This is a genomic window from Aureimonas altamirensis (assembly GCF_023702225.1).
In the GTDB taxonomy this organism is placed as follows: Bacteria; Pseudomonadota; Alphaproteobacteria; order Rhizobiales; family Rhizobiaceae; genus Aureimonas; species Aureimonas altamirensis_B.
The window spans coordinates 183,705-201,041 of sequence record NZ_JAMQCO010000003.1; the positions used below are offsets into that span (position 1 = coordinate 183,705).

Below are 17,337 nucleotides of genomic sequence, written 5' to 3' on the forward strand. Positions count from 1 at the left end.
TCTACAACCCCGCGCGACTTCGAGGAGACAGCGCGTGAGCCAGATGACCGACGACCGCGAGAAGCAGGCGAGCCTGCTGGCGGAAGCCCTGCCCTTCATGCAGGCCTACGAGAACAAGACGGTCGTGGTGAAATATGGCGGCCATGCCATGGGCAATGCCGACCTTGGACGCGCCTTCGCCCGCGACATCGCGCTTCTCAAGCAGTCCGGCATCAACCCCATCGTCGTGCATGGCGGCGGACCGCAGATCGGCCGGATGCTCGACAAGATGGGCATCGAAAGCCGGTTCGAGGGCGGCTTGCGCGTCACCGACCAGCGCACCGTCGAGATCGTCGAGATGGTTCTTGCCGGCTCCATCAACAAGGAGATCGTCGCCCTCATCAACGCCGAAGGCGAGTGGGCGATCGGCCTGTGCGGCAAGGACGGCAACATGGTCTTCGCCGAGAAGGCGCGCAAGACCATGCGGGACCCCGATTCCAACATTGAGCGCGTGCTGGATCTCGGTTTCGTCGGCGAGCCGGTCGAGGTGGATCGTACGCTGCTGGACCTGCTTGCCCGCTCGGAAATGATACCGGTGATCGCGCCGGTCGCGCCCGGCCGCGACGGCCATACCTACAATATCAATGCCGATACGTTCGCCGGGGCGATCGCCGGGGCGGTGCGGGCCTCGCGCCTCTTGTTCCTGACGGACGTGCCGGGCGTTCTCGACAAGGACAAGACCCTCATCAAGGAGCTCTCCGTCTCGCAGGCGCGGCAGCTGATCGCCGACGGCACCATCAGCGGCGGCATGATCCCGAAAGTTGAAACCTGCATAGAGGCCATCGACAGGGGCGTCGAAGGTGTGGTCATCCTGAACGGCAAGGTGCTCCACGCCGTGCTGCTGGAACTTCTGACAGAGCACGGCGCCGGGACGCTCATCGTGCCGGGATGAACCTTTGCGGAAGGGTTGCGGCCAAGCGTAACTTGCGTTACTGCGATGCACAAAACGCAGCAAACCATTGAAAGCGCAAGACGTGCAAGCCGCAACCACCGAAGCAAAGCCGGTCAACTCCAAGGGCCGTGTCCTGTTCGCAAGCCTTATCGGCACCACCATCGAATTCTTCGATTTCTATATCTACGCAACGGCTGCGGTGATCGTATTTCCGCACCTCTTCTTCCCCTCGGCGGATCCCACGTCGGCGACGCTGCAATCCCTGGCCACCTTTGCCATCGCTTTCTTCGCGCGGCCCATCGGCGCGGCGATCTTCGGCCATTACGGCGACCGTATCGGCCGCAAGGCGACCCTGGTGGCGGCGCTGATGACCATGGGCCTGTCCACCGTCATCATCGGGGCATTGCCGACCTATGCGCAGGTCGGCGTAGTCGCGCCGCTGCTGCTGGCGCTTTGCCGCCTCGGGCAGGGCCTCGGCCTCGGCGGAGAGTGGGGCGGCGCGGTCCTGCTGGCGACGGAGAACGCGCCCAAGGGCAAGGAAGCCTGGTACGGCATGTTCCCGCAGCTCGGTGCGCCCATCGGCTTCATCTGCGCCACGGGCAGCTTCCTTCTGCTCAGCGATTTCCTGACTGAAGACCAGTTCTTCTCCTGGGGCTGGCGCGTGCCCTTCCTGGCCAGCGCGCTTCTGGTGTTCATCGGCCTGTGGGTGCGCCTGAAGATCCACGAGACGCCGGCCTTCCGGAAGACGCTCGACAGCCAGGAGCGCGTTTCCGTTCCGCTGGCCGAGATCTTCTCGAAATACAAGACCGAGCTGGTGCTCGGCACCATCGCGGCGCTGGCCACGTTCACCCTGTTCTACATCATGACGGTGTTCTCGCTGTCCTGGGGCACGTCGCAGATCGGCCTTGGCTATACGCGCGGAGAATTCCTGCCCATCCAGATGCTGGGGGTCGTCTTCTTCGGCCTGCTCATCCCGGTCTCCGCCGTTCTGGCCGACCGTTTCGGGCGGCGCAACGTGCTGCTCGGCACGGCGCTGGGCATCTGCGTCTTCGGCTTCTTCATGCCGGCGCTGTTCGGCGGCGGCTCGCTGGCCGGCGTCGTTGCCTTCTCGGTGATCGGCTTCGCGCTGATGGGCATGACCTACGGCCCGCTGGGCACGGCCCTCGCCGAATTGTTCCCGACGGCGGTACGCTATACCGGCTCGTCGATGACGTTCAATCTGGGCGGCATCGTCGGCGCGTCGCTGGCGCCCTACATCGCGACGTCGCTGGCAACGTCGTACGGCATCGCGTCGGTGGGCTACTACCTCTCGATCGCGGGCTTGCTGACGGCGCTGGCGCTGTTCGCCATCCCGGCCAAGCCCAAGGCCATGATCGCATCGAGCTGAAGTAAAGGATCGCCGCGCCCTCGCGGGAGGGCGCGGCTCCACCCCTGGAGGCGCGAGCATGTCCGCAAACGATACCGTCGCCCGCACGCGGGATGCCTGCCCCGAAGATTTCAGGGGCGTCCGCGACTGGGTGTTCGATCTCGACAACACCCTCTATCCCCGGCATGTCGATCTGTTTTCGCAGATCGACCAGCGCATGACATCCTTCGTCGCAGACCTTCTGCAACTGCCGCGCGACGAGGCGCGCATACTGCAGAAAGACTTCTATCGCAGCCACGGCACCACCCTGCGTGGCCTGATGACGGAGCACGGGATAGAGGCGGACGCCTTTCTGAACTACGTTCACGACATCGACTATTCGTGGCTGGATCCCGATCCGGAACTGGGTGGGTTCATCCGCGCTCTGCCGGGACGCAAGTTCATCTTCACCAATGGCGACAGGGGCCACGCGGAACGCACCGCACGGCAGCTCGGCATACTCGACGCATTCGAGGATATCTTCGACATCGTCGCGGCCGGCCTCGTACCGAAGCCGGCCGCGGAGACCTACGACAAGTTCATGGGGCTCCACCGCATAGACACGGCAAACGCGGTGATGTTCGAAGATCTGTCGCGCAATCTCGAAGTGCCGAAGGCGCTCGGCATGAAAACGGTGCTCGTGGTTCCGCGCAACTTCGAAGCGACGCTCGGCGACATCTGGGAGCACGAGGGCCGCGACGGCGCGCATATAGACTTCGTGACCGACGACCTGAAAGTGTTCCTGCGCCGCATCGATGGCGGGGTAGCCCCGTCAGTCGCCCAGAAGTGACCGACCCCGCCCGGCAAGGGGCGGAATGACTCTGGACCGGCGCTTTTGAGCGGCTTCCGAAGGCCCGAGATGGGCGCGGTTTTCTTCCAGCACGGCGTCGTCGGACCTGCCTTCGCGCATGGGGGCCTTGTGGGCTGCCCGGCGATCCTCACCGCTGCGCGCGTCGATGTCGTGTGCGACATCGCCCGGTTGCCGCGAATGGCCGCGCGTATCGCGCGCCTGCTGATCGGCCATCATGTCGTTGTCGGTATCGAATTCGCCCATCGCTCCAGCTCCGCACGGCGGAAGCCGTGACTGTTCTTGGTGTTGCCACGGCATGAGATAAGCCGCCTTGCCGTGCAACGGATGGCCAGGGGCGGAAGTTCCCCTTATGGCAGGTCGTAGAAGGCGCGGATGATGTCCCACCCCTCCTCGGCCGTCTCGGCATAGGATATGAGGTTGAGATCCTCCGGCGCGATCGTACCTTCCTGCGCCAGGAAGCCGAAATCGATCAACCTGTCCCAGAACGCCTTTCCGAACAGGATCACCGGCATGCGCTCCATGCGCCCGGTCTGGATCAGCGTCAGGGCCTCCATCAGTTCGTCGAGCGTGCCGAACCCCCCGGGAAAGATGGCCATCGCCCGGGCGCGCAGCAGAAAATGCATCTTGCGGATCGCGAAATAGTGAAAGTTGAAGCACAGATCCGGCGTCACGTAGAGGTTCGGCGCCTGCTCGTGCGGCAGCGTTATGTTGAGCGCGATCGACATCGCGCCGACATCGGCCGCGCCACGGTTGCCGGCCTCCATGACACCGGGGCCGCCGCCCGTGACGATGACGAACTCCTTGCCGCCGGACGAATTGGCGGAGTGCGTCGACGCCAGCGCGGCGAAGCGGCGGGCGACATCGTAATAGCGGGAGTTGGCTTCCAGCCGCTCCTTCTGGCCGGCGTTGCGCGCCGCCCATGCTTCGGTGCCCGGCTCCGGTATCCGCGCTCCGCCGAACAGAACCACCGTCGAGAGGATTCCAGCCTCCAGCAGGGCCATTTCCGGCTTCAGCATCTCCAGTTGCAGGCGCACCGCGCGCAACGGCTCTGAGGTCAGGAATTCGCTGTCTGCATAGGCGAGCCTGTAGGTGGGCGATCGGGTCTGCGGCGTATCCGGCGTCCGCTCGACGGCCTCGCTGTCGTCCGCCGCCGAGGCCGGAAACGGGTCCCAGGTCCTGCCATCTTCATTGCGCCGCTCTCTCATGCCCAACTTCCCTCGCATCCATGCACTCGATTGACCATAGGAAGGCCTTCTTCTAGAGCGTTTCCCGCTCATATGGAAACACTCTGCCGGAGGCGCTTCGGGTCGCAATCAAGGTGGGTGTCGAAGGCCATACTGGTGTATGGCCGAGACGCACGCCGAAGAAGGCGGCCCGAATGGCCCCGGCCCTTCGGGTTTCCCGAGGGCCAGTGTCCGCGGCGTCAGCCGGACTTGGTCGTACCGCCGGTACGCCCTGCGCCGCCTTCCTGACGGGCCATCCGGCCCTCGGAGAAACAGGGTGGTTCCATATGAGCGGGAAACGCTCTAGGAGGTCGATAAGCTTTCAAACAGGGGATACTGCAAAGCGATGACGGATCACGCCGCACTGGAAAAGACCATCGATGCCGCTTTCGAGGCGCGCGAGGGTATCGACGCCACGACCCAGGGGCAGGTGCGCGATGCGGTCGACGCCGCGCTGGCGCTTTTGGACAGCGGCGAGCGGCGCGTCGCCGAGCGCGGCGCGGATGGCGCCTGGACCGTCAACCAGTGGCTGAAGAAGGCGGTTCTGCTGTCATTCCGTCTCAACGACATGTCGGTCATAGCCGGCGGCCCGGGAGAGGCGACCTGGTGGGACAAGGTGCCCTCCAAATTCGAAGGCTGGGGCGCGCAGGAGTTCCGCAGCGCCGGCTTCCGCGCCGTGCCGGGAGCCATCGTGCGCCGCTCGGCCCACGTGGCCAAGAACGTCGTGCTGATGCCGTCCTTCGTCAATCTCGGCGCCTATGTCGGCGAAGGCACCATGGTGGATACCTGGGCGACCGTCGGATCCTGCGCGCAGATCGGGGCGCATGTGCATCTTTCGGGCGGCGTCGGCATCGGCGGCGTTCTCGAGCCCCTGCAGGCCGGGCCGACCATCATCGAGGACGGGTGTTTCATCGGCGCGCGGTCGGAAGTGGTCGAGGGCTGCATCGTACGCGAGGGCTCCGTCCTCGGCATGGGCGTCTATATCGGCCAGTCCACCAAGATCGTCGATCGCGCCACGGGCGAGGTCTTCTACGGGGAAGTGCCGCCCTATTCCGTGGTCGTGGCGGGCACCATGCCCGGCAAGCCCATCGGCAACGAGCCGGGACCGAGCCTCTACTGCGCCGTGATCGTCAAGCGCGTCGACGAGAGGACACGCTCCAAGACATCCATCAACGAACTTCTGCGAAGCTGATCCGAAAGGCGGACGACCATGATTTCCCGCATCGCGATCCTGCTCGTCACGCTGCTCGCCATCCTGACATCGCCCGCCTCTGCCCAGACGGTAGAGGCGGGTTTCCGCACCTTCCTGGAGCGGGAGATCTGGCCGCAGGCACAGGCCAGGGGCGTATCCCGCAACACGTTCGACGCCGCCCTCGGCGGGGTGAAGCCCAACCTGAAGCTGCCCGACCTCGTCCTTCCCGGCCAGTCGGGCGAAGTTGCCGAGAAGCAGCACCAGGCCGAATTCCAGAGCCCCGCAGCCTATTTCAACGAAAGCAATGTCGCCTCCGTCGCCGCGCGTGGCCGCAGCCTGCTGCAGCAACATGCCGCGACGCTGAAGCGCATCGAGCAGCGCTATGGCGTCCCCGGTCCGATCGTCGTCGCGATATGGGGCCGCGAATCCGGTTTCGGCTCCGCCAGCATCCCGCACGACGCCTTCGAGGTGCTGGCCACGAAAGCCTACCTGGCCCGGCGCAAGGACATGTTCCGCGCCGAGCTGATCGCCGCCCTGCAGATCGTCGAGGATGGCGACCTTTCGGTCCGGGACATGAAGTCTTCCTGGGCGGGCGCACTCGGACAGCCGCAATTCATGCCGACGAAATTCCGCGAACTGGCGGTGGATTTCGACGGCGACGGACGGCGCGATATCTGGAATTCCGTGCCCGATACCCTCGCCTCGATCGCCCACTACCTGCAGCAATCCGGCTGGGTCGCGGGCCGCGACTGGGGTTTCGAGGCGAACGTGCCCGACGCCGTCTCCTGTACGCTCGAGGGTCCGGATCAGGGGCGGCCGATCCGCGACTTCGTTTCGGGTGGCGTGACGCGTGTTTCCGGCCGCCCCTTCCCCCCGCACGAAGCGTCAGCCACCGGCTACCTGATGATGCCGGCCGGACGCATGGGCCCGGCCTTCATCGCAACGCCGAATTTCTACGTCATCAAGGAGTACAACAACTCCGATCTCTATGCCCTGTTCATCGGGCACGTCGCCGACCGGATGCAGGGCGGGGGCGCGTTCCGTGGCGGCTGGGTGAAGGTAGAAGGCGTATCGCGCGGCGACGTCGCCCGCATGCAGCAGAGGCTCGAGGCGATGGGGCGGGATGTCGGCGGCGCCGATGGCCTGCCCGGCTTCAAGACGCGCCGCAGCATCGGCGCCTTCGAAGCCGCGAATGGATTGCGGGTCGATTGCTGGCCGACGGCCGAGTTGAAGAAGCACCTGAACTGAGAGCCGCAATGAATCGGGACAAGGCAGAACAACGTATTCTCGTCCGTTCCATGCTGGTGACGCTGGCCGTGGGCGCGACAGGCATCGGCTTCGGCATCCTCTCCGGCTCGCAGTCGATCATCTTCGACGGCCTCTTCTCGGGCGTGGACGCGTCGATGACGCTGCTGGCCCTGTTCGTCGCGCGGCTGATCGCGCGGCAGAACAGCGAGCGGTTCCAGATGGGGTTCTGGCATATCGAGCCCATGGTGCTGGCGCTGAATTCGGGGCTCATCATGGTTCTGACGGCCTATGCCTTCGTCAACGCCATAACGGTCATCCTGGCCGGCGGCCGCGTCCTCGCCTTCGACTGGGCCGTTCTCTATGCCGCCGTCGTCATGGCGGCCTGTTTCGGGATGTATGCCTGGGAACGGCACGCCAACAGGAGCATCGGCTCCGACTTCCTTGCGCTCGACGTCAAGGGATGGCTCATGTCCGGGCTCATCACCTCGGCCCTGTTCATCGCCTTTGCCGGCGGCTGGCTGCTGCAGGGTTCCGCCTACGAACGCTGGACGCCCTACGTCGATCCGCTCGTGCTTGCGGTGCTGGTCGTCTTCATCCTGCCGGTGCCGCTGCGCGTGTTCCTGAAAGCCGTGTCCGACATCTTCCTTCTCGCCCCGCGCGACCTCGATTCCGAGGTGCGCTCCCTCACCGATCGCATCGTGGCCGAGAAGGGCTTTCTGGACAGCCGCACCTACGTCGCCCGCGCCGGACGCTCGCGCATGGTGGAAATCCACTTCATCGTCCCGCCCGATATGGGGCTGGGCACGGCCGGCGACCTGGACCTCATAAGGGACCAGATCAGCACGGCGCTCGGCGGGCCGGACCGGAACCGCTGGCTGACCGTCACCTTCACCGGCGACGCGCGATGGGCGGATTGAGCCGGCAACGCCTCGTGTCGTGTTGCGCCGCAGCAGGCGATGTCCTATAGGAAGAGGCATTCATCAGGACCCGGTGAAACTCCGGGTGGCTCTTCCGGCCGCCGATCCGCCGGACAACAGTTCAAAAGCCATTCTTTTCCATGCGGCCGACCATCGCGTCCCGCCGCGGCTTGACCTGTCAAAGATCCGAGATATCCATGAATTCCCTGTCCGCCTATCGCGCACAATGGTTCTCCAATGTGCGTGGCGACCTGCTTTCCGGCCTCGTCGTCGCTCTGGCCCTCATTCCCGAGGCCATAGCCTTTTCCATCATCGCGGGGGTCGACCCGAAGGTGGGCCTCTACGCCTCCTTCTCGATCGCCGTCCTCATCGCCTTCACCGGCGGTCGGCCGGGCATGATCTCGGCCGCCACGGCCGCGACGGCGGTGCTCATGGTTACGCTGGTGCGCGACCACGGGCTGCAATATCTGCTTGCCGCCACCGTACTGGCCGGCCTGCTCCAGATCGCCTGCGGTCTCATGAAGCTCGGCTACGTCATGCGCTTCGTGTCGCGGTCGGTCATCACCGGCTTCGTGAACGCCTTGGCCATCCTTATCTTCATGGCTCAGATACCGGAACTCGTCGGCGTGACGCCGATCACCTATCTGCTCGTCGCTGCCGGCCTGGGGATAATCTACCTGTTCCCGTACATTACCCGCGCGATTCCGTCGCCGCTGGTCTGCATCGTAGCCCTGACCGCCATCGCGATCGCGCTGGGGGTCGACGTGCGCACGGTCGGCGACATGGGCGAACTTCCGTCCACCCTGCCCGTCTTCCTGATCCCGGCGATCCCGCTGTTGATGGAGACGTTCTGGATCATCCTGCCCTATTCCGCCGCAGTCGCCATCGTCGGGCTTCTCGAATCCCTGATGACGGCGCAGATCGTGGACGACATGACGGACACGCCCTCCAACCGCAACCAGGAGTGCATCGGCCAGGGCATCGCCAACACAGCCACCGGCTTCATCGGCGGCATGGCCGGCTGTGCCATGATCGGCCAATCCGTCATCAATGTGCGTTCGGGCGGCAGGGGCCGCCTGTCGACCTTCGCGGCGGGCGTCCTCCTCCTGTTCATGATCCTCGTCCTCGGAGACCTGGTGAGCCGCATCCCGATGCCGGCACTGGTTGCCGTGATGATCATGGTGTCGATCGGCACCTTCAACTGGGGCTCGATCGCCAACCTGCGCCATCACCCGCGCTCCTCGTCCATCGTGATGCTGGCTACGGTGGCCGGCGTGCTCTACACGCACAACCTCGCCATCGGCGTGCTTCTGGGAGTTCTCCTGTCCGGGATCTTCTTTGCCTGGAAGATCTCGCAGCTCTTCGGCGTCTCCTCCGTCGTCAACGCGGATGGAACGCATCGGACCTACAGGATCGAAGGCCAGTTGTTCTTCGCCTCGGTGGAGGATTTCCTCAAGGCGTTCGATTTCCGGGAAAAGCTGGCCCGCGTCACCATCGACGTGTCACGCGCCCACATCTGGGATATCTCCAGCGTCGCCGCTCTCGACCAGGCCATCCTGAAATTCCGGCAAGGTGGAGCCGTGGTGGACGTGGTCGGGCTGAATGCGGCAAGCGAAACCATCGTCGACCGGCTGGCACTGCACGACAAGCCCGGCGCGCTCGACAAGATCGGCGCACACTGACACAGAGGGCCCCGGATCGTCCGGGGCCCTATTCTACTTGGTGCCGAGGCAGAGCACCGGCACGACGCTGTCGGCGGTCTTTTCGGTGGCGTCCGGAACGCTCTCCAGCGGGGCATCCTTTTCGGCAGCGACGAAGGCGACGTCGTTTGCGTCCAGGAAGCGGACGGCCACATCCGGGCGGATCGCGAAATTGATCGATTGCGGAATATCGCCCGTGATGTCTGCGACTGCCACGGCGTTCAGCTTGGCCGTCACGATGCCCACGACGCGCCCCGCGAGATCGATGACCGGGCCACCGGAATTCCCCGGCTGCACCGCCGCGGATATCTGCAGGTAGTTGGGATCGTTCATCAGCCCCAGAAGCGAAGAGATGTTGCCTCGCGTCACGTTGAGGCTGTCGGCCAGGATGGACCGCAGCGGATAGCCGAGCGCCAGGACGTCTTCGCCAAGGCGGGGCTTGCCGGTCACGAGGGGCAAGGGACGGCCGAGGTCCGCATCGACCTTCAGCAGGGCCAGGTCGTTGTCGTCATCGATCACCACCCTGGACGCCGTGCCGAAGCTTCCGACGGCCACGCTGCGGCACGATCTGGCGACATGCGCGTTGGTCAGCACCCAACCGTCCTGCGATACGACGAAGCCGCTTCCGGATGCATCGAGGTCGCCGCCGACATCGTAACCACCAAGCCCCGACGGCGCATCGCTGCTGCGCTCGCCGCCGGTTGCGCTTTCACGCATGATGCCGTTGTTGGTGAATGCCAGTGCATAACGCGGATCGCGCGACAGTTCGGCCATCGGTCCGGTATCGGGCGCCTGCGATGCCGGCTCGCCCGCAAACGGATCGAAGCCACCTTCCGCGACGGCAAGATAAGGCTTCAGGCCGGCTTCCATGGCTTCCGGGTAGGCAACGGAGAATCCGCGAAGATCCCCGCCCCGCGCCTGAAAGCGGATGACATAATCCTTGTCGCCCTCGCGCCCGGATATGCGAAAGCCATCACCCTTGATTTCCGAGGATTCGACTACCTTGCCATCGGTCGGAGTGCGCAGGATGTCGAAGACATCCTGGAGGGAATACCCCTCCTTGACGAACCGTACCGTCTCGATTTCCAGCGCCTCGTCCGGCGAGCGCCACATGGTGCCGACTTCCGTGGCGCCCACTTCCTGCACCAGTTCGAACGGCAGGCCGATACGAACGCCGGTCTGGCCGTCATCCTGCCAGCCGAAGCCGACGCTGCGCAGGGCATCGTCGCTCTGGCCGATCAGGGCGTCCAGAAACGGCGCATCCATCACACCGGTAGCAGGCTGTCCCATGCGGGCCTGGAAGGACTTGATGGCGGAAATGCTCTTGGGTCCGATGCGGCCATCGAACGGGCCGGAATAATCGCCCGTCCAGGCAAGGCGCATCTGCATGCCGACGCGGAAATCCTGGTCTGTATTCTGCTCGTAGGCCGCGCTGACCTGCCCCTGCGTGGGGGCGGCCTGCAATGCGGCAGGCGATGAAAATAGGAGAAGACCGGCAAAAACTGCTCGAAGCGTGCGCCGCATCCCTCTGCCCCCTCTCGAATAATAGCCTTGACAAAAGCCGTTCGACAGGGAAACGCAGGTTACCGGGATTCGATCCATCCAATTTTAGCAATTGCAAGAGATGCTTCTTAACCACGGCATCGCGGCCCGCGTTGCCACATTGACCGAATTCGCAAGCTTGATTAGGTGACGCGCATGACGATCAAGCCACTCATCATCCTGCCCGACCCGATCCTGCGCCAGGTCTCGGACCCTGTCGAGTGCATAGACGACGCGCTGCGCGCCTTTGCCGACGACATGCTCGAAACCATGTACGATGCCCCGGGTATCGGCCTGGCCGCGATCCAGGTCGGCGTACCGCGCCGCATGCTGGTGATCGACCTGGCCAAGGAAGACGAGCCGAAGAACCCGCTGGTGTTCGTCAACCCGCAGATCCTCGCCACATCCGACGAGCCGTCCTTGTACGAGGAAGGTTGCCTGTCGATCCCCGAATACTATGCGGAGGTGGAGCGCCCCGCATCGCTGACGGTACGGTATCAGGATCTGGACGGAAAAACGCAGGAGCTTGAAGCCGATGGCCTGCTTGCCACCTGCCTTCAGCACGAGATCGACCATCTGAACGGCATTCTCTTCATCGACCACATCTCCAAGCTGAAACGCGACATGGTCATCCGAAAGTTCACCAAGGCGGCCAAGCGAGCCGTCGCCTGACGCCATGGCGCTGACGATCGTCTTCATGGGCACGCCGGATTTCAGCGTGCCGACTCTCGAGGCCATCCATGCGGCCGGCCATCGCCTGGCGGCCGTCTACACGCAGCCGCCGCGCCCCGCCGGCCGCGGCATGGCCGACAGGCCCTCCGCCGTCCACCGCGCTGCGCTGGACCTCGGCCTTGACGTCCGCTGCCCGACAAGCCTGAAGTCGCCGGAAGAGCAGGCCATCTTCGCCGGCCTCGGCGCGGATGTCGCCGTCGTCGTGGCCTATGGGTTGCTGCTGCCGCAGCCCATACTGGATGCGCCGCGATACGGCGCGCTCAACGGCCATGGCTCGCTGCTACCGCGTTGGCGCGGCGCAGCGCCGATCCAGCGCGCCATCGAGGCCGGCGACCTCGAGACGGGCATGATGGTGATGCGCATGGAAGCCGGTCTGGATACGGGCCCGGTCGCCCTGACGCAGACCCTTCCCATCGGGGATACGGAAACCGCCGTCGAACTGCACGACAGGCTGGCCGCCGCATCGGCCCGGCTGATGGTCAATGCACTGGAGCGGTTGGAGGGCGGAACGCTGACTTTCGAAGACCAGCAGGCGATCGCGGCCGCGACAGGGCGCGCGCCGATCTATGCCCGCAAGATCGACAAGGCGGAAGCACGGCTCGACTTCGCGCTGCCGGCCCGCGATGTGGCGCGCAAGATCAACGCCTTCTCGCCATTCCCCGGCGCCTGGACCCGACTGGAAGACGGTGCGGAACGCGTCAAGCTGTTGCGCGCCGCCATCGCCGAAGGCGATGGCGAGCCGGGGACGCTGCTGGACGACCGGCTGCTGGTCGCCTGCGGCGACGGCGCCGTACGCATACTGGAGTTGCAGAAGCAGGGCGGCAAGCCGATGAAGGCGGCCGACTTCCTGCGCGGCCAGACGCTGCCGGCCGGTGCGCGGTTTTCCTGATGCCGCGCTTTCGGCTGACCATCGAGTATAACGGACGTCCCTATGTCGGCTGGCAACGCCAGAAGAACGGGTTTTCCGTACAGGAAGCCGTGGAGGTGGCCCTGCGCACCTTCTGCGGCGAGGACGTCACCCTGTTCGGCGCAGGGCGCACCGACGCCGGCGTCCACGCGACCGGACAGGTGGCGCATGTGGACCTGACGCGCGACTGGAAGCCGGACACGGTGCGCGATGCGCTCAACGCCTATCTGCGGGAGGAAGGCGGCGTCGCCATCCTGGCGGCGGAACGGGTACCGGATACGTTCGACGCACGCTTTTCGGCGCGCAAGCGCCATTATCTCTACCGCATCCTGAACCGGCGCCCGCCCCCGACCGTCCTGAAAGGCCAGGTGTGGTGGGTATGGAAGCCGCTGGATATCGAAGCGATGGACCGGGCCGCGAAGCGGCTTCTCGGCACGCACGACTTCAACACCTTCCGCTCCGCGCACTGCCAGGCGAAGAACCCGGTGCGCACGATGGAGCGGCTGGATGTGGTGCGCGGCCCCGGCGAGGAGGTCCATATCCACGCCTCGGCCCAGTCCTTCCTGCACAACCAGATCCGGTCGTTCGCCGGGTCGCTCAAGCTGGTCGGAGAGCATCGCTGGACGGAGGCGGACCTCGCGGACGCGCTGGAAGCCCGCGACCGCAAGAGATGCGGGCCGGTCGCGCCGCCGGATGGGCTTTATCTGTCCCGGGTCGATTACTGACTACATCAGCTTGATGCCGGTCATGTCCATGACGGCCGCGTAGGTCAGGATCGAGCTGACGACCAGGAGCGCCGTGATCGCGCTTGCGACGAGGTAATCGCAGTCGCCCGCAAAAACCACCACCCGCGTCGTCAGAACCAGCGTGGCGACCCCGGCGAGAAGCAGCAAAAAGGCGACGGCGGTGCTGCCCCCCGTCAGCAGCATCAGCAGCCACAGGGGCACGAGCGCCCAGGCCAGCAGCGCACCGGACCAGTTGAGCGCGATGACGATCGGCCCGATCTTGCGCCTGAGCCCGATATGCGGCGCCGCCATGATGAGGATCAGCAGCGGCAGAAGCCAGGCCGTCACATCCGCCAGCGCGTGTGCGGCATAGGCGCCGACGCCGCCGCCGAGATACGGCCACTGACGCTCCACGGTCTCGAACTCGACCCAGGACAGGGCCATGGGCGGCATGGATACGATGATGGCGCCGAACGACGCCCAGAAGCCGTCCGCGGACAGGTTCAGGCGCTGCAGGCCATCGCGCTTGCCCTGCATCAGGCGAAGGATGCCCGTGAAGTATCGCAGCAGCTCGGCGAGGCTCGGTACGAAATCAGGTGTCGGCGGAGAACCAGCGGGAAATGAAGGTTTCATAGATGGCCGTCAACGTTTCGAGGTCGGATAGGGCGACACGCTCGTCGCTCATATGCATTGTTTGTCCAACGAGCCCGAATTCAACCACCGGGCAATAGTTCTTTATGAAACGGGCGTCCGAAGTGCCGCCGGAGGTCGACAGGCCCGGTGCGCGCCCGGTGACCTCCACGACAGCCGCAGAAAGCGCCTGCGTCAAGCGCTCGTCGCGCGTCAGGAACACCTGGGCGGGATTCTCCCGCCACTCGACCTCGAACGCGACCGGGCCGTCGCGACCGGGCCGGAGCGCCCCTTCCGCCAGGCCCGACCGCACGCGCGCGATGATCTCCGCATGCAGGCTCTCGGGTGACCACAGGTCGTTGTGGCGCACGTTGAAGGCGATCCGCGTCCGCGACGGTATGACGTTGGTGGACGGGTTTTCCGTATCGACGCCGGTGACTTCCAGGTTGCTCGGCTGGAAGCTTTCGGTTCCCTCGTCGAGCGGCATGCGCATCAGCGCATCCAGCACGGAAGGCAGCGCACGCATCGGGTTGTCGGCCAGATGCGGATAGGCGACGTGCCCCTGGCGGCCCGTCAGCGTGATCCAGCCGGACACCGAGCCACGCCGGCCGATCTTGATCATGTCGCCGATCCGTTCCGGATTGGTCGGCTCGCCGACGATACAGGCGTCGAACTCCAGGCCGCGCTGCCGCGCATGGGCAAGAAGCTTGTCCGTGCCGTTGACGGCGGGCCCTTCCTCGTCTCCCGTGATCAGGAAGGAGATGCGGCCTTCCGGCACGTCGCCCTTTTCCGACAGGCGCGCCACCGCCGCCAGGAAACAGGCGATGCCGCCTTTCATGTCCACCGCGCCGCGCCCGTACATCTGTCCGTTCTCGACGACCGCCCCGAACGGAGGGTGACGCCAGTCGGACAGCCGCCCCGGCGGCACGACGTCGGTATGCCCGGCGAAGACGAGATGCCGTCCGCCCCGGCCACGCGTCGCCAGCAGGTTTTCCACATCCGGCGTCCCAGCGTCGGAGAAGACCGTGCGCTCCACGTCGAAACCGAGCGGCCGGAGAAGCGCCTCCAGCAACGTCAGCGCCCCGCCTTCTTCCGGTGTGACGGAGGGGCAACGGATCAGCGCGGCAAGGTTGGCGGAAGGGTCTGTCGCGGAATGTGTCATGCGGCATTCCTTAGCCCCGGTCATGGGGGCTGACAATCCATGGCGAAAGCCGTTAAGGATGATCGCACGGAAGACGTTCGGGCGTCATTTTGCCCTATGCCGGGTCTCTGCCATCTTTTGGCCGGGTTCTGACCCAAAAGCGGATTCCGAGGGAAACAGCGTGGGGACTGGTTGGATGGAGCTTAAGCCGGGGGAAGCTCGTCGCGAGCGATTTCGCATGTGCGCCGACGCCATGGTCTTCGCGGCATTGATATCTCCCCTGGCGCTCGGTGGTTGCGTCTCGAGCGAAGGCGGCCTTCTGGGTGTCGCCGAGATCGGCGCGGACAAGCCGGCAGCCGAGACGGCGGAGGCGGCCAAGCCCGCGGAATCGAGCGCGAAGGGCCAGCGGGTCGCGTCCGGCCCGGCCCGCAACGGCACCATCTCCGGCAGCCGCGAGCTGGACGAGATGATCGCCAAGGCTGCCGACGCCAACGATGTCCCGCGCGAGCTCGCCTATGCCGTGGTGCGTGTCGAAAGCCGCTACAACCCCAAGGCCGTCGGCCCCGGCGGCGTCTACGGACTGTCGCAGATCAAGCCCGCCACGGCGCGCAGCCTTGGATTCAGCGGTTCCGCGCAGGACCTGCTCGACCCCGAGACCAACCTGAAATACGGCATGAAGTATCTTTCGGGCGCCTGGCACAAGGGCGATCGCGATGTATGCGCCACCTCGATGAAGTACAAGGGCGGCCACCGCGCCACCACCATGACCCAGTCGGCGCGCGCCTACTGCTCGAGCGTCAAGCAGCATATGGCGTCCATTTCCGGCCATCCCATGGGAAACTCGGACATGGCGCGCCTGCAACCTTCCGCCAAGCCTGCACCCAGGCAGGCGACCACGCAGGTCGCAGCCAGCGCCCCCTCGGCAAAACCGGCCGTGAAATCGCCTCCGGCGGCTTCCGCGCCGGTGCAACTGGCCTCCAACGCCCCCGCTCCGGCGGTGCGCAAGGTTGCCGGTGCGGATGCCGCCGCCGCGATGGCTCCGGCAAAGGCTGCCACGGCCACGCCGGCGGCGATGGCCGTCGAGACGGCAATGAAGGTTCCGGTGCCGGGCCACGCGGCGCGCCCCGTAGCCGATGCGCCCAAGCTGGCGGCGCGCAGCCAGAGCTTCGGGTCCATTCCCGTGCCGCAGCACGCCGCGTCCTTCGGATTCGACGGAGAGCCGGACCCCGCCCGCTTCGGCCAGTAGGCGGTCAGAGCGTTTCCTGTTCTTGTGAAAACACTCTAGAAAGCCGTGCGAGACCGCATGGCTGCCGACAGGGTTCCCTCGTCCAGGTAATCCAGTTCGCCGCCTACCGGCACGCCGTGGGCAAGCCGCGTGACGCGCACGTCCATCCCCTCAAGTTGGTCCATGATGTAGTGGGCGGTCGTCTGCCCCTCCACCGTCGCATTGACGGCGATGATCACTTCCCGGACGCCGCCCTCGCCCACGCGCTCGACGAGCCTGCCGATGGTCAATTCTTCCGGTCCGATGCCTTCCAGCGGCGAAAGCACACCGCCCAGGACATGGTAGGCGGCATTCAGCGCCTTGGCGCGTTCCAGCGCCCACAGGTCGGAGACGTCTTCCACCACGACGATGATGGAGCCGTCGCGCGCCGCATCGCGGCAGATGGTGCAAGGGTCCTGCGTATCGATGTTGCCGCAGCACGAGCAGGAGACGACCCTGTCGGCCGCCTCCGCCATGGCGCCGGCCAGCGGCGACAGAAGCTGCTCGCGCCGTTTCACCAGATGCAGCGCAGCGCGTCGGGCCGAGCGCGGGCCGAGGCCCGGCAGCTTGGCCAGCAATTGGATCAGCCGCTCTATTTCCGGCCCGGCGATGCTTCTGGACATGGGTTCTGGTGCGCCGGCCTTACTAGAAGGGCAGTTTCAGCCCGGCAGGCAGTTGCAGCCCCGCCGTCAGGCTTTGGGTCTTTTCCTGAATCTGCTGATCGAGCTTGCGACGGGCGTCCGCATGGGCGGCCACGATCAGGTCTTCCAGCATGTCCTTCTCGTCGGGATTGACGAGCGAGGGGTCGATGGCAAGCGCCGTCAGCTCGCCCTGCCCCTTCAGCGTCACCGACACGAGGCCGCCGCCGGATTGCCCGGTCGCCTCGACCTCGGCCAACTCCTGCTGAAGGTCCTGCATCTTCTCCTGCATGGCTTTCGCCTGCTTCATCATGCCCATCAGGTCTTTCAC

At 65.4% G+C, this 17,337-nt stretch carries 18 protein-coding genes and 1 other annotated feature; of the genes, 11 read left to right on the plus strand and 7 right to left on the minus strand.

Annotated features, from left to right (window positions below):
- Positions 1-43: 43 nt before the first annotated feature.
- From argB to NDN16_RS06105, 3 genes are all read left to right on the plus strand, one after another.
- The gene (gene argB, locus NDN16_RS06095) at positions 44-931 is read left to right on the plus strand and encodes an acetylglutamate kinase (RefSeq protein WP_251113000.1); all 888 of its coding nucleotides are present in this window, start codon (positions 44-46) and stop codon (positions 929-931) included.
- Between the two features lie 82 nt (positions 932-1,013).
- Positions 1,014-2,318, plus strand: a complete 1,305-nt coding sequence (locus NDN16_RS06100; RefSeq protein WP_251112736.1) for an MFS transporter — start codon at positions 1,014-1,016, stop codon at positions 2,316-2,318.
- A 58-nt stretch (positions 2,319-2,376) separates the two neighbouring features.
- On the plus strand, positions 2,377-3,126 hold the full coding sequence (locus tag NDN16_RS06105; protein ID WP_251112737.1) for a pyrimidine 5'-nucleotidase: 750 nt from the start codon (positions 2,377-2,379) through the stop codon (positions 3,124-3,126).
- Here NDN16_RS06105 and NDN16_RS06110 read toward each other — a convergent pair.
- Positions 3,109-3,390 carry a hypothetical protein gene (locus NDN16_RS06110; RefSeq protein ID WP_251112738.1) on the minus strand — a complete coding sequence of 94 codons (282 nt, stop codon included), beginning with the start codon at positions 3,388-3,390 and terminating at the stop codon, positions 3,109-3,111. The genes NDN16_RS06105 and NDN16_RS06110 overlap by 18 nt on opposite strands.
- A gap of 104 nt (positions 3,391-3,494) precedes the next feature.
- Entirely contained in the window at positions 3,495-4,352 is an 858-nt protein-coding gene (locus NDN16_RS06115) for an LOG family protein (protein ID WP_251112739.1), read from the minus strand.
- A gap of 364 nt (positions 4,353-4,716) precedes the next feature.
- On the opposite strand from NDN16_RS06115, the gene dapD reads away from it, so the two are divergent.
- The 4 genes from dapD (at position 4,717) to NDN16_RS06135 (ending at position 9,409) form a co-directional block, all read left to right on the plus strand.
- Positions 4,717-5,562, plus strand: a complete 846-nt coding sequence (gene dapD, locus NDN16_RS06120) for a 2,3,4,5-tetrahydropyridine-2,6-dicarboxylate N-succinyltransferase (RefSeq protein WP_251112740.1) — start codon at positions 4,717-4,719, stop codon at positions 5,560-5,562.
- 18 nt (positions 5,563-5,580) lie between these two features.
- Positions 5,581-6,810 (plus strand): lytic murein transglycosylase, encoded by a 1,230-nt coding sequence (locus NDN16_RS06125; RefSeq protein WP_251112741.1) that lies wholly within the window; start codon positions 5,581-5,583, stop codon positions 6,808-6,810.
- Positions 6,811-6,818: 8 nt separating this feature from the next.
- Positions 6,819-7,727, plus strand: a complete 909-nt coding sequence (locus tag NDN16_RS06130; protein ID WP_251112742.1) for a cation diffusion facilitator family transporter — start codon at positions 6,819-6,821, stop codon at positions 7,725-7,727.
- Between the two features lie 63 nt (positions 7,728-7,790).
- Positions 7,791-7,846: a sequence feature (sul1 is cis-regulatory element that is thought to sense ions involved in sulfur or methionine metabolism; They are found in Alphaproteobacteria), on the plus strand.
- A 78-nt stretch (positions 7,847-7,924) separates the two neighbouring features.
- Positions 7,925-9,409 (plus strand): SulP family inorganic anion transporter, encoded by a 1,485-nt coding sequence (locus NDN16_RS06135; protein WP_251112743.1) that lies wholly within the window; start codon positions 7,925-7,927, stop codon positions 9,407-9,409.
- A 33-nt stretch (positions 9,410-9,442) separates the two neighbouring features.
- On the opposite strand, the gene NDN16_RS06140 is transcribed toward NDN16_RS06135, so the two are convergent.
- Complete coding sequence (locus NDN16_RS06140; RefSeq protein WP_251112744.1) at positions 9,443-10,951, minus strand: serine protease; 1,509 nt, start codon at positions 10,949-10,951, stop codon at positions 9,443-9,445.
- Between the two features lie 174 nt (positions 10,952-11,125).
- On the opposite strand from NDN16_RS06140, the gene def reads away from it, so the two are divergent.
- Genes def through truA form a run of 3 tightly spaced genes read left to right on the plus strand, consistent with a single transcriptional unit; the run spans position 11,126 to position 13,333 of the window.
- A complete protein-coding gene (gene def / locus NDN16_RS06145; protein WP_251112745.1) occupies positions 11,126-11,641 on the plus strand; it encodes a peptide deformylase in 516 nt (171 codons plus the stop codon).
- A 4-nt stretch (positions 11,642-11,645) separates the two neighbouring features.
- Positions 11,646-12,590 (plus strand): methionyl-tRNA formyltransferase, encoded by a 945-nt coding sequence (gene fmt / locus NDN16_RS06150; RefSeq protein WP_251112746.1) that lies wholly within the window; start codon positions 11,646-11,648, stop codon positions 12,588-12,590.
- The gene (gene truA / locus NDN16_RS06155) at positions 12,590-13,333 is read left to right on the plus strand and encodes a tRNA pseudouridine(38-40) synthase TruA (RefSeq protein ID WP_251112747.1); all 744 of its coding nucleotides are present in this window, start codon (positions 12,590-12,592) and stop codon (positions 13,331-13,333) included. Before fmt ends, truA begins: the two co-directional genes overlap by 1 nt.
- Here truA and NDN16_RS06160 read toward each other — a convergent pair whose 3' ends face one another.
- Entirely contained in the window at positions 13,334-13,966 is a 633-nt protein-coding gene (locus NDN16_RS06160; protein WP_251112748.1) for a hypothetical protein, read from the minus strand.
- Positions 13,926-15,125, minus strand: coding sequence for a succinyl-diaminopimelate desuccinylase (gene dapE / locus NDN16_RS06165; RefSeq protein ID WP_251112749.1), 1,200 nt, complete (start codon positions 15,123-15,125; stop codon positions 13,926-13,928). The genes NDN16_RS06160 and dapE overlap by 41 nt, the downstream gene beginning before the upstream one ends.
- Positions 15,126-15,342: 217 nt before the next feature.
- Between dapE and NDN16_RS06170 the strand changes: the two genes are divergently transcribed.
- Positions 15,343-16,350, plus strand: a complete 1,008-nt coding sequence (locus NDN16_RS06170) for a lytic transglycosylase domain-containing protein (protein WP_251112750.1) — start codon at positions 15,343-15,345, stop codon at positions 16,348-16,350.
- Between the two features lie 35 nt (positions 16,351-16,385).
- On the opposite strand, the gene recR is transcribed toward NDN16_RS06170, so the two are convergent.
- A complete protein-coding gene (recR, locus tag NDN16_RS06175; protein ID WP_251112751.1) occupies positions 16,386-16,991 on the minus strand; it encodes a recombination mediator RecR in 606 nt (201 codons plus the stop codon).
- Positions 16,992-17,013: 22 nt separating this feature from the next.
- On the minus strand, positions 17,014-17,337 hold the full coding sequence (locus tag NDN16_RS06180; protein ID WP_251112752.1) for a YbaB/EbfC family nucleoid-associated protein: 324 nt from the start codon (positions 17,335-17,337) through the stop codon (positions 17,014-17,016).

What these genes read in the sequence shown, in the direction of transcription:
- argB (WP_251113000.1), top strand. Translation starts at nt 44, where the DNA reads ATGACCGACGACCGCGAGAAGCAGGCGAGCCTGCTGGCGGAAGCCCTG.
- NDN16_RS06105 (WP_251112737.1), top strand. Translation starts at nt 2,377, where the DNA reads ATGTCCGCAAACGATACCGTCGCCCGCACGCGGGATGCCTGCCCCGAA.
- NDN16_RS06110 (WP_251112738.1), bottom strand. Translation starts at nt 3,390, where the DNA reads ATGGGCGAATTCGATACCGACAACGACATGATGGCCGATCAGCAGGCG.
- NDN16_RS06115 (WP_251112739.1), bottom strand. Translation starts at nt 4,352, where the DNA reads ATGAGAGAGCGGCGCAATGAAGATGGCAGGACCTGGGACCCGTTTCCG.
- dapD (WP_251112740.1), top strand. Translation starts at nt 4,717, where the DNA reads ATGACGGATCACGCCGCACTGGAAAAGACCATCGATGCCGCTTTCGAG.
- NDN16_RS06125 (WP_251112741.1), top strand. Translation starts at nt 5,581, where the DNA reads ATGATTTCCCGCATCGCGATCCTGCTCGTCACGCTGCTCGCCATCCTG.
- NDN16_RS06130 (WP_251112742.1), top strand. Translation starts at nt 6,819, where the DNA reads ATGAATCGGGACAAGGCAGAACAACGTATTCTCGTCCGTTCCATGCTG.
- NDN16_RS06135 (WP_251112743.1), top strand. Translation starts at nt 7,925, where the DNA reads ATGAATTCCCTGTCCGCCTATCGCGCACAATGGTTCTCCAATGTGCGT.
- NDN16_RS06140 (WP_251112744.1), bottom strand. Translation starts at nt 10,951, where the DNA reads ATGCGGCGCACGCTTCGAGCAGTTTTTGCCGGTCTTCTCCTATTTTCA.
- def (WP_251112745.1), top strand. Translation starts at nt 11,126, where the DNA reads ATGACGATCAAGCCACTCATCATCCTGCCCGACCCGATCCTGCGCCAG.
- fmt (WP_251112746.1), top strand. Translation starts at nt 11,646, where the DNA reads ATGGCGCTGACGATCGTCTTCATGGGCACGCCGGATTTCAGCGTGCCG.
- truA (WP_251112747.1), top strand. Translation starts at nt 12,590, where the DNA reads ATGCCGCGCTTTCGGCTGACCATCGAGTATAACGGACGTCCCTATGTC.
- NDN16_RS06160 (WP_251112748.1), bottom strand. Translation starts at nt 13,966, where the DNA reads ATGAAACCTTCATTTCCCGCTGGTTCTCCGCCGACACCTGATTTCGTA.
- dapE (WP_251112749.1), bottom strand. Translation starts at nt 15,125, where the DNA reads ATGACACATTCCGCGACAGACCCTTCCGCCAACCTTGCCGCGCTGATC.
- NDN16_RS06170 (WP_251112750.1), top strand. Translation starts at nt 15,343, where the DNA reads ATGTGCGCCGACGCCATGGTCTTCGCGGCATTGATATCTCCCCTGGCG.
- recR (WP_251112751.1), bottom strand. Translation starts at nt 16,991, where the DNA reads ATGTCCAGAAGCATCGCCGGGCCGGAAATAGAGCGGCTGATCCAATTG.